Origin of the sequence: Nocardiopsis flavescens, assembly GCF_900141985.1 — a bacterium.
GTDB classification, from domain to species: domain Bacteria; phylum Actinomycetota; class Actinomycetes; order Streptosporangiales; family Streptosporangiaceae; genus Nocardiopsis; species Nocardiopsis flavescens.
In genome coordinates this window covers 18,256-38,014 of sequence record NZ_FQZK01000038.1, presented here as the reverse complement: position 1 = coordinate 38,014, position 19,759 = coordinate 18,256, and the positions used below count along the sequence as shown (strand labels likewise).

General features: G+C 71.8%; 15 protein-coding genes and 1 other RNA gene. 12 read left to right on the top strand and 4 right to left on the bottom strand.

From position 1 onward, the window contains the following. The first annotated feature begins 132 nt into the window (after positions 1 to 132). The 12 genes from BUE45_RS29680 to BUE45_RS29625 all read left to right on the top strand — a co-directional run bounded on the left by BUE45_RS29680 (position 133) and on the right by BUE45_RS29625 (position 16,738). On the top strand, positions 133 to 834 hold the full coding sequence (locus BUE45_RS29680) for an HAD family hydrolase (protein WP_073384235.1): 702 nt from the start codon (positions 133 to 135) through the stop codon (positions 832 to 834). Between the two features lie 492 nt (positions 835 to 1,326). After that, complete coding sequence (locus BUE45_RS29675; RefSeq protein ID WP_073384234.1) at positions 1,327 to 6,195, top strand: NAD-glutamate dehydrogenase; 4,869 nt, start codon at positions 1,327 to 1,329, stop codon at positions 6,193 to 6,195. A 230-nt stretch (positions 6,196 to 6,425) separates the two neighbouring features. Next, entirely contained in the window at positions 6,426 to 7,544 is a 1,119-nt protein-coding gene (prfB, locus tag BUE45_RS29670) for a peptide chain release factor 2 (RefSeq protein WP_073384233.1), read from the top strand. Between the two features lie 497 nt (positions 7,545 to 8,041). After that, positions 8,042 to 8,731: a cell division ATP-binding protein FtsE gene (ftsE, locus tag BUE45_RS29665; RefSeq protein WP_073384232.1), complete on the top strand. Its 690-nt coding sequence runs from the start codon at positions 8,042 to 8,044 to the stop codon at positions 8,729 to 8,731. A gap of 91 nt (positions 8,732 to 8,822) precedes the next feature. Further along, complete coding sequence (gene ftsX, locus BUE45_RS29660; RefSeq protein WP_218619605.1) at positions 8,823 to 9,734, top strand: permease-like cell division protein FtsX; 912 nt, start codon at positions 8,823 to 8,825, stop codon at positions 9,732 to 9,734. Between the two features lie 73 nt (positions 9,735 to 9,807). Next, entirely contained in the window at positions 9,808 to 10,275 is a 468-nt protein-coding gene (gene smpB, locus BUE45_RS29655; protein WP_073384230.1) for an SsrA-binding protein SmpB, read from the top strand. Positions 10,276 to 10,298: 23 nt separating this feature from the next. Further along, positions 10,299 to 12,305, top strand: a complete 2,007-nt coding sequence (locus BUE45_RS29650) for a penicillin-binding transpeptidase domain-containing protein (RefSeq protein WP_073384229.1) — start codon at positions 10,299 to 10,301, stop codon at positions 12,303 to 12,305. Positions 12,306 to 12,697: 392 nt separating this feature from the next. Beyond that, positions 12,698 to 13,070: a transfer-messenger RNA gene (ssrA, locus tag BUE45_RS29645) on the top strand. 544 nt (positions 13,071 to 13,614) lie between these two features. After that, on the top strand, positions 13,615 to 14,655 hold the full coding sequence (locus BUE45_RS29640) for a serine hydrolase domain-containing protein (protein ID WP_073384228.1): 1,041 nt from the start codon (positions 13,615 to 13,617) through the stop codon (positions 14,653 to 14,655). A gap of 133 nt (positions 14,656 to 14,788) precedes the next feature. After that, positions 14,789 to 15,127 (top strand): PadR family transcriptional regulator, encoded by a 339-nt coding sequence (locus tag BUE45_RS29635; RefSeq protein WP_073384227.1) that lies wholly within the window; start codon positions 14,789 to 14,791, stop codon positions 15,125 to 15,127. Continuing rightward, a complete protein-coding gene (locus tag BUE45_RS29630) occupies positions 15,124 to 15,861 on the top strand; it encodes a DUF2812 domain-containing protein (protein ID WP_073384226.1) in 738 nt (245 codons plus the stop codon). Before BUE45_RS29635 ends, BUE45_RS29630 begins: the two co-directional genes overlap by 4 nt. 94 nt (positions 15,862 to 15,955) lie before the next feature. Next, on the top strand, positions 15,956 to 16,738 hold the full coding sequence (locus BUE45_RS29625) for a class I SAM-dependent methyltransferase (protein WP_073384225.1): 783 nt from the start codon (positions 15,956 to 15,958) through the stop codon (positions 16,736 to 16,738). Here BUE45_RS29625 and BUE45_RS29620 read toward each other — a convergent pair. From BUE45_RS29620 to BUE45_RS29605, 4 genes are all read right to left on the bottom strand, one after another. After that, positions 16,716 to 17,453 carry a helical backbone metal receptor gene (locus tag BUE45_RS29620; RefSeq protein ID WP_143173525.1) on the bottom strand — a complete coding sequence of 246 codons (738 nt, stop codon included), beginning with the start codon at positions 17,451 to 17,453 and terminating at the stop codon, positions 16,716 to 16,718. The two genes, BUE45_RS29625 and BUE45_RS29620, sit on opposite strands and share 23 nt — an antisense overlap. Then, entirely contained in the window at positions 17,453 to 18,130 is a 678-nt protein-coding gene (locus BUE45_RS29615) for a DUF6891 domain-containing protein (RefSeq protein WP_073384224.1), read from the bottom strand. Before BUE45_RS29615 ends, BUE45_RS29620 begins: the two co-directional genes overlap by 1 nt. 77 nt (positions 18,131 to 18,207) lie before the next feature. Continuing rightward, positions 18,208 to 19,176 (bottom strand): aldo/keto reductase, encoded by a 969-nt coding sequence (locus tag BUE45_RS29610; protein WP_073384223.1) that lies wholly within the window; start codon positions 19,174 to 19,176, stop codon positions 18,208 to 18,210. Between the two features lie 207 nt (positions 19,177 to 19,383). After that, on the bottom strand, positions 19,384 to 19,683 hold the full coding sequence (locus BUE45_RS29605) for a hypothetical protein (protein WP_073384222.1): 300 nt from the start codon (positions 19,681 to 19,683) through the stop codon (positions 19,384 to 19,386). Positions 19,684 to 19,759 lie beyond the last annotated feature (76 nt).

Genomic DNA, 19,759 nt, shown 5'->3' with positions numbered 1-19,759 from the left:
CCCCTCCCCACCCGCACCTCCCACCCCCCATGGCCGGTCCCGGACGGGGTTCTCCACACGAATCGGGCGTGCGGCACAATAGGGGGGTCCGACTGCCGTGCATCACCCGAGGAGTTCGCCATCAGCCGCCTGGTGCTATGGAACATCGACCTCACGCTCCTCGACGTCGGCCGGGTCATGCGGGCCGCCTACGCCGAGGCCTTCGAGAAGGTCACCGGTGAGCCCCTGGTCTACCTGACCTCGACCGCGGGGCGCACCGACTCCGAGATGTTCTTCGAGTTCTGCGCCCGCAACTACGTCGACATCGAGCCCGACGTCGACACCCTCTCCCAGTTCCTGACGGAGCTGGAGACGTCGTTCGAGACCCGGGCGGGGGAGCTGGCCGCCAAGGGCAGGGTGATGCCGGGGGCGGCGGCCTCGCTGGCCGCCGTCGCCTCGCTCCCCGGGACCGCGCAGACCGTGGTCAGCGGCAGTCCCCGGGCGGTGGCGACCGCCAAGCTGGTCGCCTTCGGCCTGGATCCCTACCTGAACCTGGCCATCGGCGGGTACGGGTCGGTCAACTACCCCAAGTCCACGCTCATCCAGTCCATCCGCCTGCACGCGGCGGAGGGCGGGATGATCCCCGACTCCAAGACCGTCCTGATCACCGACAACGTCCCGGACGTGCGGGCCGCGCTGATCGGCGGCGCCGTTCCCGTGGGGGTCCTCAACGGGCCCACCACCGAGGGCAGACTGCGCGAGGCGGGCGCGCAGGTCGTCCTGCCCGACCTGACCGACCCCCGCGCCGTCATGACCGCCGTCCACCAGCTGACCGATCCCACCGCCGCCCTGTGAACCCGGCGGCGGCCCTGCGCCACCCGCGGACGCCCTCCGCCCGACCCGCCCTCCCGGCGCTGCGCCCGGCCGCCTTTCCGCCCCACCCGACCACTCCCCTACACCCCGCCCCCGCCCCCACCCCCCGACAACGGCTCGACAACGACACGTACGCCCCTACCGGGTCGAGGTGAACCCCTCGTGTACATCGCCACCGACCGCCGCAATCCGTTTCTTACAGTGTGTAACCGTGGGTTAACGGTGTTGCTCCTGCCCTCGGACGGGAAAACCAGTAGCCTGTGTTCTTGGACGAGGCAGTGACAATGGCGTCCGTCGCCTCTTTCTTCCAGCCTGTGCGCACAGGTCACACCACCACACCAGCGGCACCGGGGCCGCGTACGGCCTCCGCCGCTCACGAAAAATCACACATCAGCTCAGGGATTCACAGGACACATGACCCGGTGATCCCACAGCGCTCGTGCGACGTTGCTCACAAAGGAGTGAGATAGACACATGTCCGGGCAAACCGACGGCACCCTCCAGCAGCTGCTCGCCGAAGCGGCGACCAAGTGGTCTCCCGGCCCGCGGCTCGGCGCCGACGAGGCCGAGTCCGTCCGCCGCTTCCTCCCGCTCTACTACCGGCACATCGACCCGGAGGAGATCGCCGGGCGCACGCCCGAGCAGATCTGCGGGATGGCCGAGGCGCACCGCTCCTTCGGCGCGCGGCGCCGCCCCGGCCGGGCCAAGGTCCGCGTGTACACCCCGACCGTGGAGCGCGACGGCTGGGACCTGCGCTCCAGCGTCGTCGAGGCCGTCACCGACAACGCGCCCTTCCTCGTCTCGTCCGTGACGATGGCCCTGCGCGGGCTCAACGCCGGCATCCGCCTGATCATCCACCCGCAGATGACCGTGGGGCGCGACCTGGAGGGGAACCTCCGCCAGATCGACCCGGAGATCGGCGGCGAGGGCCTGCTGCCCGTCGACGAGTCGTGGATGCACATCGAGATCGACCGGCAGACCGACCCCGAGCGCATCAAGGAGATCACCGCGCGGCTGGAGGACGTCCTCAACGACGTCCGCTACGTGGACGAGGACGCCGCCAAGATGAGCGACCGGGCCATCCGGATCGCCGACGAGCTGGCCGCCTACCCCGACCGCCTCGTCGCCGGGGGCGTGGACGCCCGCGAGATCGGCGAGAGCGTCGACTTCCTGCGCTGGGTCGCCGGACGCCACTTCACCTTCCTGGGGTACCGCGAGTACGCGCTGGTCACCGACGAGAACGGCGACGACGCCCTGCGCCCGGAGCCCGGCACCGGCCTGGGCATCATGCGCATGGACTCCCCGGTCTCCACCAGCTTCGCCGCCCTGCCGCCGGAGATCCGCGGGAAGGCCCGCGAGCCCTACATCCTGGTGCTGACCAAGGCCAACTCGTACTCCACCGTGCACCGCCCCAAGTACCTGGACTACATCGGCGTCAAGAAGTTCGACGCCCAGGGCAATATCGTCGGCGAGCGCCGCTTCCTGGGGCTGTTCACCTCCCAGGCCACCAACACCGGCCTGGCCCAGATCCCCATCCTGCGCCGCAAGCAGGCCGAGGTCCTGGCCCTGGCCGGGTTCGAGGCGGACAGCTACGACGGACGCGACCTCACCGAGCTGCTGGAGACCTTCCCCCGCGAGGAGCTGCTCCAGATCCCGGTGGGGGAGCTGTACACGATCGTCCGCGGCGTGATGCGCCTGCGCGACCGGCGGGGCACCAAGCTGTTCATGCGCCGCGACCCCTACGGCGGCCGGTACATGTCCTGCTTCGTCTACATGCCGCGCGACGAGTACAGCACCCGCGTGCGCCTGGACATCCAGCAGGTCCTCGCCGAGGCCTTCCAGGGCGCGACCATGGACCACAACGTCATGATCGGCGCCGCCCCGCTGGCCCGCCTCTACCTGGTGGCGCGCGCCCGGCACGGGGAGACCCTGGCCGACATCGACCAGCTCGCCCTGGAGGAGAAGGTCCGCCGGGCCGCCCGCTCCTGGGACGCCGACTTCGACGACGCCCTCACCGACGCCTTCGGCCCCGACAAGGCGACCGAGTACAAGGAGCGGTACTCCTCCGGCCTCACCGAGGCCTACAAGGTCGACAACACGCCCGAGGTCGCCGCGGGCGACATCGGCGCACTGGAGTCGCTGCTGGGGCGCACCGGGCCGGACGACCGGCACGGCGCGTTCTCGGCGGACCTGTACCGGCACTCCGACGGCGACGCCTGGCGCTTCCGCGTCTACCGCGTCGGCGAGCCCATCTCCCTGTCCCGGGTCCTGCCGGTGCTGGAGCACCTGGGCGTCGAGATGGTCGACGAGTGGCCCTACGACATCAACGTCCAGGGCGTGGGCAAGGTCTGGATCTACGACTTCGGCCTGGGCCCCATCACCGCCGCGGACCTGCCCGACGCCCGCCTCAAGGAGCTGTTCGAGGACGCCTTCGACGCCTCCTGGCAGGGCCTGGGCGAGTCCGACCGCTTCAACACCCTCGTGGTCCGCGCCGGCCTGGGCTGGCGCCAGCTCACCGTGCTGCGCGCCTACGCCAAGTACCTGCGCCAGGCCGGGTCCACCTTCACCCCCGACTTCCTGGCCGACATCCTGGCGGCCAACGTCGGCATCACCGGCCTGCTCGTGGACCTGTTCCAGGCCCGCTTCGACCCCGACCAGCCCGACGAGGGCCGGGACGAGCGCGCCGGGGCCGTCGTCGCCAAGATCGAGGCCGAGCTGGAGTCGGTGGCCAGCCTGGACCACGACCGCGTCCTGCGGTCCTTCCTGGCGGTCATCCGGGCCACCCTGCGCACCAACCACTACCAGGACCACCCGTACCTGGTCCTCAAGCTGGACCCGCAGAGCATCCCGGACCTGCCCCAGCCCCGGCCCCGGCTGGAGATGTACGTCTACTCGCCGCGCGTCGAGGGCGTCCACCTGCGCTTCGGCAAGGTCGCCCGCGGCGGCCTGCGCTGGTCGGACCGGCTGGAGGACTTCCGCACCGAGGTCCTGGGCCTGGTCAAGGCGCAGATGGTCAAGAACTCCGTCATCGTCCCCAGCGGGGCCAAGGGCGGCTTCGTCTGCAAGCACCTGCCCGAGGGCGGCACCCGCGAGCAGGTCATGGCCGAGGTGGTCGCCTGCTACAAGGACTTCATCAGCGGCCTGCTCGACGTCACGGACAACCTGGTCGACGGCGCCGTCGTCCACCCCGAGCGCACCGTGCTGCACGACGGTGACGACTCCTACCTGGTGGTGGCCGCCGACAAGGGCACGGCGACGTTCTCCGACATCGCCAACGCGATCTCCAAGGAGCGCGGCTTCTGGCTGGGCGACGCCTTCGCCTCCGGCGGCTCGGTCGGCTACGACCACAAGGCCATGGGCATCACCGCCCGCGGCGCCTGGGAGTCGGTCAAGTACCACTTCCGGGAGACGGGCGTCGACGTCCAGAACGACCCCTTCACCGTCGTGGGCGTCGGCGACATGTCCGGCGACGTGTTCGGCAACGGCATGCTGCTGTCGCAGAAGATCAGGCTGGTCGCCGCGTTCGACCACCGGCACGTCTTCCTCGACCCCGACCCCGACCCGCACACCTCCTGGGTGGAGCGCGAGCGGCTCTTCCGGCTGCCGCGCAGCACCTGGGAGGACTACGACCCGGCGCTGATCACCGAGGGCGGCGGCGTGTACCCGCGCACGGCCAAGTCGGTGCCGGTCTCCCCGCAGGTCCGCACGGTCCTGGGCATCGGGGACGACGTCACCGCGCTGACCCCCGACGAGCTGATCCGCCGGGTCCTCACCGCCCCCGTGGACCTGCTGTGGAACGGCGGCATCGGCACCTACGTCAAGTCCGTCTCCCAGACCCACGCCGAGGTCGGGGACAAGGCCAACGACCAGGTCCGCGTCGACGCCGCCGAACTGCGCGTCAAGGTCGTCGGGGAGGGCGGCAACCTGGGCCTGACCCAGCCGGCCCGCATCGAGGCGGCCCGCGAGGGGGTCCGGGTCAACACCGACTTCATCGACAACTCGGCCGGCGTGGACACCTCCGACCACGAGGTGAACATCAAGATCATGCTCGACCGGGAGGTGCGTGACGGCTCCCTGGGCGCCGACGAACGCGACAGCCTGTTCATCGACATGACCGACGAGGTCGCCGACCTGGTCCTGGACAACAACTACGCGCAGAACACGGTGCTGGCCGCCGCCCGCAAGCAGGCCCACCAGATGCTGCACGTCCACGGCCGCTACATGCGCCACCTGGAGCGCACCAAGGTCCTCAAGCGCAAGCTGGAGGACCTGCCCTCCGACAAGGCGATCGCGGAGCGGCGCGCCGCGGGCCGGGGCCTGACCGGCCCGGAGTTCGCGACGCTGCTGTCCTACACCAAGATCAGCCTCAAGGAGCAGATCGGCCTGTCCGACCTCGCCGAGGACCCGTACCTGGCCGACACCCTGGCCGGCTACTTCCCGACGCCGCTGCGCACGGAGCGGTTCGCCCGCGCGGTGGCCACCCACCCGCTGCGGCGGGAGGTCATCGTCAACCAGGTCGTCAACCAGATGGTCAACCGCTCCGGGCTGACCTTCGCCTTCCGCCTCAACGAGGAGCTGGGCTCCAGCGGGGCGGACATCGCCCGCGCCTACCTGGTGTCCCAGGAGGTGCTGCGCCTCCAGGAGTTCTGGAACGGGGTGGAGGAGCTGGACCACCGGATCTCGGTGGACAGCCAGCTCACCCTGCTGCTGGAGACCCGCAAGCTCGCCGAGCGCTCGGCCCGGTGGCTGCTGCGCAACCGCAGCTTCCCGTTCGACATCCGCACCGAGATCGGGTTCTTCTCCGAGGGCGTGGGGGAGGTCCTGGGCCGCCTGGTGGGCCTGCTGCGCGGCCGGGACCGGGAGGCGTTCGTCGAGCGCCGCGACCGCTACGTGGGCCTGGGGGTCCCGGCCGGCCTCGCCGAGCGGGTCGCGGTGATGGTGCCCGCCTACTCCACCCTGGACCTGGTGGAGATCGCGCACCGCACCGGCCGCCCGGTGGAGAAGGTCGCGGAGCTGTACTTCGAGCTGGCCGACCGCCTCAACGTCAGCTGGTGGCGGGAGCGGATCATCGACCTGCCGCGGGACGACCGCTGGGGGACGATGGCGCGCGGCGCGCTGCGCGACGACCTGTACGAGGCGCACGCGGCCCTCACCGGCCGGGTGCTGGAGGCCGGCGCCCCGGACGACCCGGTCGAGAAGCTGATGCTGTCCTGGTTCGAGCAGAACCGGGAGTCCGTCCAGCGGGCCGGCATCACCCTGTCGGAGATCCAGGAGAACGAGCGGTTCGACCTGGCCACCCTGTCGGTGGCGCTGCGGTCCTTCCGCGCCCTGGTCGACGGCTGACCGCCGGGGCCCGGACCGCCGGGCCCGCACGTCTCCTCCGTCGGCCGCCGCCGCCCGCCACGGGCGCCGGCGGCCGACGCCCGTGGCGGGCGGGCCGGTACCCGGCCGCCCGCCGCGCCCCCGCGGCCGGGACCCCCGCCGACCGGGTCCGCCGGGGGAGGGCGCCGCCGGCGCGGCCGGCGCCGTTTCCGGTGGCGGTCCCCGCGGGGCGGGGGCCTACACTGGGGTCCGTGGCAGAACTGGACCCAGCAGAGAAGATCAAGGACCTCGCGGCGACCCTGGCGAGCGTCACCGCCGTCTTGGACCTGGAGGCGATGCGCACCCGGATCGCGGAGCTGCGCGAGCAGTCCGCCGACCCGGAGCTGTGGGCCGACCAGGGCAACGCGCAGAAGGTGACGCGCGAACTCTCCAGCCTGGAGTCCATGGTCAACAAGGTCGAGGGCATCGGCCGGCGGCTCGACGACCTGGGCGTGCTCTACGAGCTGGCCGAGGCCGAGGACGACGCCGACACCCGGGCGGAGGCCGACCGCGAGCTGGAGCAGCTCCGCAAGGAGATCGGCGAGCTGGAGGTGCGCACCCTCCTCAACGGCCCGCACGACGAGCACGAGGCCCTCGTCACCATCAACTCCCAGGCCGGCGGGGTGGACGCCGCGGACTGGGCGCAGATGCTCCAGCGCATGTACCTGCGCTGGGCCGAGCGGCACGGCTACCCGACGGAGATCTACGAGACCTCCTACGCGGAGGAGGCGGGCATCAAGTCCACCTCGTTCGCGGTCAAGGCGCCCTTCTCCTACGGCACCCTGCGCGGCGAGCACGGCACCCACCGCCTGGTCCGCATCTCCCCGTTCGACAACCAGAACCGACGCCAGACCTCCTTCGCCGGGGTGGACGTCGTCCCGGTGGTGGAGCAGAGCGACCACATCGACATCGACGAGACCGAGCTGCGGATCGACGTGTACCGCTCCTCGGGCCCCGGCGGCCAGGGCGTCAACACCACCGACTCGGCGGTGCGCATCACCCACCTGCCCACCGGCATCGTGGTGTCCTGCCAGAACGAGCGGTCCCAGCTCCAGAACAAGGCGACCGCGATGACGATGCTCCAGGCCAAGCTGCTGGCGCGCAAGCGCGAGGAGGAGCAGGCGGCGCTCAACGACATCCGCGGCGAGTCGGTGAGCAGCTGGGGCACCCAGATGCGCAACTACGTCCTCCAGCCCTACCAGAGCGTCAAGGACGTGCGGACCGGCGCGGAGACGGGCAACACCGCGGCGGTGCTGGACGGCGAGATCGACGAGTTCATCGACGCCGAGATCCGCTGGATGCGCAGCCGGGAGCGGGCCGAGGAGGCCTGACACCGCGACACGCCGACCGGCCGGGCGGCCCGCACGGAACCGGGGACCCCGTCCCCGCGACGCGCGGGGCCCGGCCGTCACCGTCTCGCGAAAGGGCGGCGCCGGCCCTCGGAGGGGCGCCGGTGCGCGGGGACCTTCTCCCTGTAATATCCGGGGTCCGACCGCACGGAGCGACGGAGTGGGCACGCTCGGTGTCGGTGTGGATGCTACGGGTGAGCGCAATGGGAAGAATGCGCGGGTTGTATCCCAATGGTGATGCTCACGACTCCGCGGTTTTACCGAAACGGCTATATGTGAACGTTATCATCGGTTGACACCTCCGATATGCTCGTGGCTGTTGTCCGATGGTGAGCGGAATCTTCGGGTGAGACGCGGCCTGGACGATCCGGGTCGTTCCCCCCTCTACACTGTCGGTTGGCCATGCGGCCGGTACGATCCCCGCGCGGAGTCCTCTCCGCCGCGGGTACCCATACCTTCGAGAACCTTGTGATGCGCCTGTGATCCACTTCGACAACGTCACCAAGGTCTATCCGACCCAGAAGCGCCCCGCGCTCGACGGCGTTTCCATTGACGTAGACAAGGGCGAGTTCGTCTTCCTCGTCGGCCCGTCCGGCTCCGGCAAGTCGACCTTCCTCCGGTTGGTCCTCAAGGAGGAGAAGCCCGACAAGGGCCGCGTGAACGTGGCCGGCAAGGACCTCGCGCGCCTTTCCAACTGGAAGGTGCCGCACCTGCGCCGCCGGATCGGGTGCGTCTTCCAGGACTTCCGCCTGCTGCCGAACAAGAACGTCTTCGAGAACGTCGCGTTCGCGCTGGAGGTCATCGGCAAGCCCCGCCGGTTCATCCGCAAGGTGGTGCCCGAGGTCGTGGAGCTGGTCGGCCTGGAGGGCAAGGCGGGCCGCATGCCCAACGAGCTCTCCGGCGGCGAGCAGCAGCGCGTGGCGATCGCCCGCGCGTTCGTCAACCGTCCGCAGATCCTGCTGGCCGACGAGCCCACCGGCAACATCGACCCCGCGACCTCCATCGGCATCATGAAGGTCCTCGACCGGATCAACCGCACGGGTACCACCGTCGTCATGGCGACCCACGACGCCGCCATCGTCGACTCGATGCGCAAGCGCGTGATCGAGCTTGAAGAGGGCCTGGTGGTGCGCGACCAGACGCGCGGCGTCTACGGCCAGGCGTACTGACCTTCTGGCGCGCCCGGCGCCGGGCGGCCCAGCCCGCGGCGAGGATCGGACCGGCGCGGCGAACCACCCAAGGATGGACCTTTAACAGATCATGCGAGCACAATTCGTTCTCTCCGAGACGTGGATCGGTCTGCGTCGCAACCTGACGATGACGATCGCCGTCATCACGACGGTGGCCATCTCACTGGCGCTGTTCGGTGCCGGCCTGCTGGTCAACCAGCAGGTGTCCGAGATGCGCAACTACTGGGACGAGCGGATCACGCTCACCATCTACATGTGCAACGAGATCTCGCCGACCGCCGTCTGCCAGGACAACGGGCCCGCCACCGACGAGGACCGCGAGGCGCTGGAGGGCAAGCTCAACGGGATGGAGCAGGTCCAGGACGTCACCTACCTGACCGCCGCCGAGGCCTGGCAGGACTTCCAGGAGCGCCTGGGCGCCTCCAACGAGGCCCTGGCCGCCGCCGCGCAGGAGGGTGACATCCCGGACAACTTCCGGGTGCAGCTCACCAACCCGGAGTACTACGACACCGTGCGGGCCGCCGTCGAGGGCAGCCCCGGCGTCGACTCCATCTCCAACGACCAGCGGGTCCTGGAGCAGTTCTTCGGGCTGCTCGACGGGCTCAAGTGGTCCGCGCTGCTGGTCGCCGGCGTGCAGCTGGCCGCCGCCGCGCTGCTGATCGGCAACACCATCCGCCTGTCGGCCTACAGCCGCCGCCGCGAGACGGGCATCATGCGCCTGGTCGGCGCCTCGAACTTCTACATCCAGCTCCCCTTCCTCCTCGAAGGGGCGATCGCCGGCCTGGTCGGCGGCCTGATCGCCTCCGGGTTCATCGTGGCCACGCGGTTCACGCTGCTGACCCGGGTGGAGGACTGGTTCCAGTTCGACGTGGCGCTGGGCACCGGTTCGCTCATGTACGTGATCGGTGTTTCGATGATCCTCGGTGTGCTCCTGTGCACCGTCACCTCCTTCCTCACGCTGCGCCGGTACCTCAAGGTCTGACGCGTGCCGTCGGGGACGGACACGACCGAACGGGGGGCCTCGTGCCCCCCGGACGTATTGAAGGGACAGCTCAGTGGCACGGGAAACCGGGCGCAAGCTCATCGCGCAGAATCGGCGTGCCCGGCACGAATACCACATCGACGAGACCTACGAGGCGGGGATCGTCCTCACCGGTACCGAGGTGAAATCGCTCCGGGAGGGCCGGGCGTCCATCGTCGACGGTTTCGCGCACATCGGCGACGGCGAGGTGTGGCTGGAACACGTGCACATCCCCGAGTACTCACAGGGCACGTGGACCAACCACGCGTCCCGCCGATCGCGTAAGCTACTGCTGCACCGCGCGCAGATCTCGCGGCTCATCGGCAAGACCCGCGAGCCCGGGTACACGCTGATCCCGCTGGCGCTGTACTTCAGCGACGGACGGGTCAAGGTCGAGATCGCTCTGGCACGCGGTAAGCGCGAATACGACAAGCGCCAGGACATCGCCGAACGCGAGGCGAAGCGGGACATGGAACGCGCGCTCCGCCAACGCAACCGATGAGGCGCTCGAAAGGAACACACACGGTGTCCCCCCGTCCCACCGGCCGCAGGACCGCGGCCGTCGGTAGCGCCCTGCTCCTCGTTGCCGCCCTGGCCGCCTGTACCCCGCACCCCAGCCCGGAGGTGGCCGTCAGGTCCTTCCTGCTCGCCTGGCAGGGCGGGGACCACGCGGAGGCGGCCCGGTACACCGATGGCGAGCCCGAGGAGGTCGAGCGCGCCCTCACGGACATGACCGAGCAGCTCGACCTCGCCTCCCTGCGGTTCGGCCTCGGCCGGATCTCCCGGGAGGGCGAGGACGCCACCGCCGAGTTCTCGGTCCACGCCGACCTCGGCATCGGCGACCCCACCTGGGACTACACCGGCCGCATGCCGCTCACCTGGGGTCCCGACGGCTGGAAGATCACCTGGTCCTCCGGCGTCCTGCACCCCGACCTGGGCGTCGACGAGCGCCTCGCGGTCAGCTACGAGACCCAGGAGCGCGGCCAGATCCTCGACCGCGAGGGCGAGCCGCTGGTCACCGCCGACCGGGTGAGCGCCTTCGGCGTGGTGCCCGCCGAGATGGAGGACAAGGAGGGCGGGGTCACCGAACTGGCCGAACTCCTCGAAGAGGACCCCGACCCGCTGCTCAACCGGGTCCGCTCGGCCCCGCCCGAGCAGTTCCAGCCGCTGGTGCTCATGCGCAACTCCAGCGTGGACGACTCGCTGCTGTCCGACGTCCGCGCCATCTCCGGCGCGGACGTGCAGGAGGTGGAGATCAACCTGACCCCGGCCTCCGCGCCGTTCGTGGTCGGCGAGGTCGCCGGAACCGCGGAGCACCGCGTCTCCTCCCGCGTCCCGGGCACCTACCAGGCGGGCGACACCGTCGGCCTGAGCGGGCTCCAGAACATCTACCAGCACGAACTGGCCGGCTCGGCGACCACGCGGGTCGTCACCCTGGACGCCGACGGCGAGGTCACCGGGACCCTGGAGTCCTGGGAGGGCGAGCAGAGCGGCGGCATCGACACCACCCTGGACGCCGAGGTGCAGCGGGCGGCGGAGAACGCGCTCACCGGGCTCCCCGGCAACGGCTACCTGGTGGCCGTGGACTCCGCCGGCGGCGAGATCCTGGCCGCGGCCAACGCCTCCGGCAACACCGGCGACGACCAGGCCTTCACCGGCTCGTACAAGCCCGGCGGGACCTTCGGCGTGGTCGCCGCCCTGGCCGCCCTGGAGACCGGCGCCGCGACCCCGGACAGCGAGGTCCCCTGCGGGCCGAGCGTCGAGATCGGCGGCCAGACCTTCACCAACCCGAGCCAGGGCTCGCTGAGCTTCGACCCCAGCCTGGTCCGCAACATCGCCTTCAGCTGCAACGTCGGCTTCGCGTCGCTGGGCGAGGCGGTCGGCGCCGAGGCGCTCGCGGCCACCGCGCGCGAACTCGGGATCGGCCACGACTGGCAGCTGGCCGTTCCCGCCTCCGCGGGTGAGGTCGAGGTCGGCGGCGACGAGGTCGAGACGGCCTCCGCGATGATCGGCGAGCACGGGGTCCGGGTCAGCCCGCTGGGCATGGCCCTGGTCGCCGGTGCCGTGGCGGACGGCTCCTGGCACCCGCCGCAGCTGGTGCGCGGCGAGACCGCCGCCGGGGGCACCGCCCTGGACGGCGCCGGACTCCAGGTGGTCCGCGAGGGCCTGCGCGAGGCCGTCGTCCAGCGCATGCCCGAGCTGACCGTCGGCGTGGGCGAGGGAGAGGTGCACGGCCAGGCCGTGCGCACCGAGCAGGGGGAGACGTCCCTGCACTGGTTCGTGGGCTACCAGGGGACCGTGGCGTTCGCGGTGCTGGCCGAGGTCGACCCGGCCCAGACGCTGTGGTCGCAGTACGCGGTCGCCGCCGCGCAGTCCTTCCTGTCGGGCATGGCCAACGGGGTGCCCGAGCCCCAGGCCGGGACCGAGCCGGGGGCCGGGCCGGGCATGGAGCCGGGCATCGAGGGCCAGACCCCCGTCGAGGAGCCGCTCGCCGAGGCCGATCTCAACGCGACCGAGGAGACCGGCTGGTAATCCGGCCGTACAGATCATGCCCTGATCGGGCAAAACGGGCGGTCCTCCCGCAACCCCGGGGAGGACCGCCCGCGTCTTCCCGGGTGCCTGGCACCGCGACAGGGGGAAGCGGGCCAGCGTGGGAGGCAGGACCTCCTCTCGGGGGAGAACCTGTCGGTTTCCAACGGTCGGCCCGACCCTGCCGACCGGCCCCCGCGGGAGAGCGTCGACCACTCTGAGTCCGCCCCGCGGGGGTTTCTCCCTGTTCGCAAGAGGTCGCCGCCCCCGGGAATCCGCTTGGCCCCCGGAGCGTTGAACGGGTAGAGTGACCACAGAGCGAGAGGGCCCCCGGGTCCGGACCGCTCGTTGCGGGCACCGCCGGCCACGGCCGGGGGAGCCTTGACAACTTCACAGGGGGTGATCGGTTTCGACTTCGGTAGGCGTTTCAGGGGAAGCGGGTCGAGGGTTGTGTTCGTGACCTCGTTAATCCTGCGTTCACGCTAAACACAAGTGCCAATTCCAAGCGCACTGAGTTCGCTCTCGCTGCCTAAGCGATAGCGACTCTGTCGGTCCGGGCTCGTCATCGGCCCGGGTACCGGCATCAGCCAGATGACTCACCGCACGGATCAGGCCACGGGGCCCGAGCGGGACATTTTCGTGGCTGGGCCTGTCAGCGATGTGTCTGTACAAGCGCTGGGGCCGAGTAGAGCGACACTACAGACTGCACCCGGAGAAGCTCTGGCTCGTCATCGAAGGACGCGGGTTCGATTCCCGCCACCTCCACTCGCCGAAGGCGACCCTGTTCGCAAGCTGCGCTTGCTCGCGGGGTCGCCTTCGTCATTCCTGCCGGGGGGAGACCCCCCGAACCCCCCGAGGCGACCCCCTGTGGTGGGGGTGGGCTGCGTCGTGCCGGTCGGGTGCGGGGGATGTCGTATCGACCGGCCGTGTGGGTGTGTGGCCGTGTGGCCGTGGGGTGTCGGGGCGGTTCCTGTTCGAGAGGCTTTCGGTCTCTTTGCGGGGCCGCTTTTGTTGTGTTCGGGGGAGGTTTCTGGACCCCGGGGTCGCTCCTTGTGGTGGGGGTGGGCTGTGTGGTGTCGGTCGGGTGCGGGGGGTGTCGTATCGACCGGCCGTGTGGGTGTGTGGCCGTGTGGCCGTGGGTTGTCGGGGCGGTTCCTGTTCGAGGTTTTCGGCCTCTTCGCGGGGGCCGCTTTCGTCGTGTCGGGGGGCAGGTTTTCGGGGCCCTCCCGGGATGGACCCTCGCGCGGGGGGCGGGCATGATGTGGGGGACGCCCTGTTCCCGCGCCGGCGGCGGACGAGGAGGGGCGTGGGAGTGCGGACACGACGCGGGTTCCTGATCGGCGGCGGCATCGCCGTGGCGGCTGCCGCTGCGGGAGGCGGGGTGCTGGCGCACCGGGCGTCCAGGCCGCCGCGGGAGCTGCTGGCGGACCTGGTCCCCGAGGGGCCGCCGGTGAGCGTGCTGGCCGCGGCGGGCGGTGACCCGTTGCAGGCCGTGGACGTGGACACCGCCCGCGACGTGTGCTCGCTGACCAAGCAGTTCACGGCCGCCGGCGTGCTGCGGCTGGAGGCGGACGGCGGGCTGTCGGTGGACGACCCCGTGGGCGCCTACCTGTCCGGCCTGCCCGGGTGGCTGGAGGACGCCACCCTGCACCGCCTGCTCACCCACACCGCCGGCGTCGTGGAGGCGGTGGGCGACGACTACGCCGAACTCTCCCGGGAGGGCCTCGTCGCCGCGGTGGGGGAGACCGCGCCCGTGGACGGCTACCTCTACTCCAACGCCGGGTACGGGCTGCTCGCGGCCGTCATCGAGGTGGTGGCCGGATCCTACGAGGGGTACCTGGCCGAGGCGCTGTTCGCCCCGGCGGGGATGACGCGCACCGGCTACGTACTGCCGGAGTGGGACGACGCGCGGGTCGCGGTCGAGTACGACGCCCGGGGCGCCTCCCTGGGGCGGCCCTACGAGCGGCCCTGGGCGCAGGACGGCCCGTACTGGAACCTGCGCGGCAACGGCGGGATGCTGTCCACCGCCCGGGACGTGCACGCCTGGCACCGGGCGCTGTCGGAGGGCGCCGTGCTGTCCGAGCGCTCCCTGGAGCGGATGTTCACCCCCCACGTGGCGGAGGACGCCTTCGGGAGCACGCACTACGGGTACGGCTGGGTCCTCCTCGAACTGGAGGGGCGCACGGTGGCCTGGCACAACGGCGGCAACGGCGCGGCCTACGCCGAGCTGCTGCACGTCCCCGGCGGCCCCGTCGCGTACTGGGCGACCGGGGCCGTGGCCCGGGACGGGGAGTGGGACCTGGAGGAGTCCGACCTGGCCGTGCGGATGGGGGAGGTCCTGCTGCGCATGTGACCCGGCACCGTCCGCCGGAGGTCGGTGCGGCCACCTAGGTTGTATTCCTAACTAGGTAGGGATATGGTCTAGGTAGTCGAACCGAAGGAGTCTCCGTGGAGTTGTCCGAGCGGGATTCGCGGGGGGTCCCCCGATGAGGCCCGACCGCCGTTCGAGCTGGCTCAAGGGAGTCCTGGACCTGCTGGTCCTGGCCGGGCTGACCGAGGGCGAGAGCTACGGCTACGCGATCGCCCGGCGGCTGGACGAGGCGGGTCTGGGGACCATCAAGGGCGGCACCCTCTACCCCGTGCTCAACCGCCTGGAGGAGGCGGGCCTGGTCGAGGCCGAGTTCCGGGCCGCCGACAGGGGCCCGGGCCGCCGCTACTACCGGCTGACCGGTGCCGGGCGCGCCGTCCTGGCCGAACAGACCGCGGCCTGGGTGGAGTTCGACGCCGCCGTCCGCACCGTACTCGTCCCCGGGGAGGACCGATGACGTACTTCGAGGAACTGGCCGAGCGGCTCGCCGAGCGCGGTGTCGACCCCGAGCGCTCACGGGCGCTGCTGGCGGAGCTGTCCGCGCACGCGGCGGACGCCGGCGTCGACCCCGCCGAGGAGTTCGGGCCGGTGGAGGCCTTCGCCGACTCGCTCGCGCCGCGGCAGGAGGAGGCGGTGGACGACGAGGAGCTGCTGTGGACCGCCGACGCCTTCGAGGCGCCCGCCCGGCTCAACGCGTTCGGGGCCCAGGGCTGGGAGGTGGAGCGGGTCGACCGGCTGGGCCGGTTCGTCGGGCGCCGCGACGGCGAGTCCCCGCAGACCTGGGAGTACCGCCAGGAGATGTGCTCGGACCGGGCCGACCGGGAGCGGCTTGCCGCCCGGCTGGCCCCCGACGGCTGGGAGCCCTGCGGCCACTGGTCGGTGCTGGCCTACTTCAAGCGCCCCGGGGCGGTCACCGCCGGGCCCGGGGCGGACCTGGACGACCCGCCGGCGCCCGGCCCCCGGCGGAACTTCTTCGGGGTGCCGGGGATCGCGGTCATCACGGTGTCGCTGCTGGTCGCGGCGGTCGCGCTGGGCTCGATCGTGTACCGGGCCGCCAGCGGGCGGCTGGCGGCCGAGGGGCCGGAGGAACTGGCCGGCATGGCGGTGGGCGCCCTCGTGGCGCTGGGCCTGGTCTGGGCCGTCTCCCGGGTGGGGGGCCGCCTGCTCCGGGCGGTCCGCGACCGGCGCTGAACCGGCGACCGGGAACGGTCACCCCCTGTCGTACGCGGGGCCGGGTGGGTACCCTCGTGGCTTCCTCCCCGTCCCCGTCCGTTGGGAGCCCCCGATGGCCTCCGCCCCGCTGAACCGCAACCGGGCGTCCCTGCTGCACAAGGTCCGCTACGCCCTGGGAAACCCGGCCAAGGTGGTGCCCCACCTGCGCCGCTCCGTCCGCGACCTGGGCCTGCGGCTGCGCCACCGCGACCACGTCGCCTACTACCGGGCGGTGATGGCCTCCGACACCGCCCGGGACCCCAGGGCGGCGGTGGGCAGCCGCAACGAGGAGCGGTGGCTGGAGCTGGGCCGGATGCAGTTCGACTACCTGCTCGACCACGGGCTGGCCCCCGGGCACCGGCTCCTGGAGATCGGCTGCGGCAACCTGCGCGCGGGCTGGCGGTTCATCGACCACCTGGACGCCGGGGGGTACTACGGGATCGACATCTCCCCGGACATCCTCATCTCCGCCAAGGAGACCCTGGCCCGGCGGGGCCTCCAGGACAAGCTCCCGCACCTGACCCTGGTCCGGGACCTGACCTTCGACTTCCTGCCCGAGGGGCGCTTCGACGTGGTGCACGCGCACAGCGTGTTCTCCCACTCGCCTCCGGAGGTGATCGACGAGTGCCTGGCCCACGTGGGGCGGGTGCTGGCCCCGGGAGGGTTCTTCGACTTCACGTTCGACCGCACCGAGGGCGCCGAGCACCACGTGCTGCGGGAGGACTTCTACTACCGCACCGAGACGCTGGTGGCCCTGGCGGAGAAGCACGGGCTGCACGCCCGGTTCATGGACGACTGGGAGAAGCTCCCGCACGGGCAGTCGAAGATCCGCGTCACCGTTCCAGCGCCCGCATGAGGCGGTCCCGGGCGGCGGTCATGGCGGGTCCGTACCAGGTCAGGTCGCGGCCCGCGATGCAGACCGACGGTGCGGAGAACGCCTCCGGGCCGTCGCCGGGACCGAAGGGGTAGGGCTCGTCGGGCAGTACCACCAGGTCGGCGCGGACGTCCCCGGGCAGGGCGTGCGGGTAGCGGCCCGGCGACCCGGCCAGGGCGTTGACCGCGCCCAGCCGGGTCAGCACGTCGTGGGCGTAGGTGTCGGCGCCGACGAACATCCACGGGTCCCGCCACACCGGGACCGCCACCCGCGGGCCGGAGGCGGGCGCGGGGGCCGCCCAGGCGCGTTCGGCCCCGGCCAGCCAGCCCGGGTCGGTCAGGCCGCAGGCGTCCAGCAGCCGGCGCAGCGAGGCCAGGGCCCCCGGGACGGTGCGGATGTCGGTCACCCATACCGGGACGCCCGCCGCGCGCAACTCCCGGACGTGGCGCTCCCGGTTCTCCTCCCGGTTGGCGACCACCAGGTCCGGGGCGAGTGCGACGATCCGCCGCACGTGCGGGTTCTTGGTGCCGCGCAGGCGCTCCGCCCCGGGGACCGGCGGGCACCAGGCGGTGGTGCCGACCAGGAGGCCGGCGTCGGTGGCGGCCAGCGCCTCGGTGAGCGAGGGGACGAGGGACACCACCCGGCGCACCCGGTCCGGCAGGGGGACCGGGTGCCCCAGGTCGTCGCGGCGCGGGATCAGGCGCTCCGGCCCGGGTGCTCGGCCAGCGCGCCGGTGCGGCGGCGGGCCAGGGAGGGGCCGGCGATCTTGTGCACGGGGTCGCCGTTCCAGTCCGGCTCCAGGCCGTGGCGGCGCAGGGCCGCGACGATCTCGTGGCCCACCGCCGCGTCGGCCCCGGGGTCGGCGGCCCCCGCGGCGCCGAAGCCCAGGTAGGCCTCCAGGCGCTCGGCGTCCTGGGCGTGGTAGAAGACGAATCCGTGCACCGGGGGCAGGCCCCTGGCGGCGCGCCCGGCGTTCTCGGCCTCGATCTCCCCGCCCATGGCCGAGTGCGCGCAGGTGTTGCAGCACTCGAAGTTCTCCCGGGCGACGATCCCGGCGGCGCCCAGCTCCTCGAAGGCGTCGGTCAGCCGCTCGGCGTCGGTGGGGCCGCCGCCCTCGCCCTGGGCGCCCAGGTGGGCGGCGAACTCGGCGTCCAGGACCGAGGCCAGCCAGGCCCGGGTCTGGTCCTCGTCGGCCTCGGGCAGCAGGTCGGGGTCGTCCACGTACTTCTCCAGGCCGTCGATGACGTAGTCCTCGATGGTGGAGTCGACGATCTCGTCGAAGGTGTCGACGCCCAGGGCGATCTCGGCGCGCAGGCCGTCCAGGACCTCACCGAGGACGTCCTCGGGGTTCAGCCCGTCGAAGGGGGTGCTCATGCCCCGATTATGTCCGGGACCGACGACAGCGGGGGAGGGCGGGGCGGCCCTCCCCCGGACGGCCGGTCGGACCGCGGTCAGTGCCCGGCGACGGGGCGCGGGGTGTAGTGGCGCTCCAGGGCCGCGGCCTCGTCCCCGGTCAGCTCCAGGGAGAGGGCCGCCACCGCGTCCTCCAGGTGGTGGGGCCTGGTGGCCCCGACGATCGGCGAGGTCACCGCCGGGTTGCGCAGCAGCCAGGCCAGGGCGACTCGGGCCCGGGGCACGCCGCGCCCCTCGGCCACCGCGCCGACGGCGTCCACGATCGCGCGGTCCTCGTCCCGGTAGAGGGTGCCGCCGAAGGCGTCGCCCCGGGTGCGCTCGGTCTCGGCGCCCCACTCGCGGGTGAGCAGGCCGCGCGCCAGCGGGCTCCACGGCAGGACCGCGATGCCCTCGTCGGCGCACAGCGGCAGCATCTCCCGCTCCTCCTCCCGGTAGAGGAGGTTGTAGTGGTTCTGCATGCTGGCGAACCGGGTCCAGCCGTTGAGCTCGGCCGCCTTGAGGGCCTTGGCGAACTGCCAGGCGTACATCGACGAGGCGCCCACGTAGCGCGCCTTGCCCGCCTTGACGACGTCGTGCAGGGCCTCGACGGTCTCCTCGATCGGGGTCCGGGGGTCCCAGCGGTGGATCTGGTAGAGGTCGACGTGGTCGGTGCCCAGGCGGCGCAGGCTGTGGTCGATCTCGGTCATGATCGCCTTGCGGGAGAGCCCGCCCCCGTTGGGGCCCGGCCGCATCCGGCCGAACACCTTCGTGGCCAGGACGATGTCGTCCCGGTCCGCGTACTCGTTGAGGAGGCGGCCGACGATCTCCTCGCTGGTGCCGTCGGAGTACACGTTGGCGGTGTCGAAGAAGTTGATCCCCGCCTCCAGCGCCCGGCGGATGAACGGGCGGGCGCTCTCCTCGTCCAGGCTCCACGGGTGCGCGCCCCGGGCGGGGTCGCCGTAGCTCATGCAGCCCAGGGTGACGGGGGAGACCCGAAGGCCGGTCCGGCCGAACGCGACGTGTTCCATGGGGCTCGCCCTCTCCTCGATGCGGTGTCCGAGCGGCACCCTAGACCCCCGGCGGCGTGCGGGGGAGGGCGGGCCACGGATAGCGCGTACCGGACATATGCCCGCGAGTGCCGCAAATCAGAATCTACGTCGTAAGGGAGGGGAGGGTGGGTGCGGCGTACGACGGCGGGGCGGTGCCGCACCGGCACCGCCCCGCCGTCGAGTGGTCTACGCCTCCGTGGCGCCCACGAGCCAGGCGACCTTGTGCGCCGTGACACCGAGGCTGCCGCTGCCGCCCAGGTGGACGCCGAAGGAGGCGATGAACGCGTAGTCGTGCTCCCGGCGCTCACAGATCACGTCCTCGACCGCGTAGGTGGACGCCGGGTTGCTCACCCGCAGGTAGGGGCCCTGCCCGTCCACGACGTCCGCGCGGACGTCGTAGCGGGAAAGCTCGTCGGCGAGCTTGCCCAGGTGCCCGTGCTCCTCCGAGGTCGCGCAGGTCGCCTCTTCCTGTCTGGATCGGGTCATGGCGGTGGATCCTTTCGGGTCGTGGAGACCGGGTCGTGTTCCACCGCCATTGTCACCTAACGTCGAATAACGACCA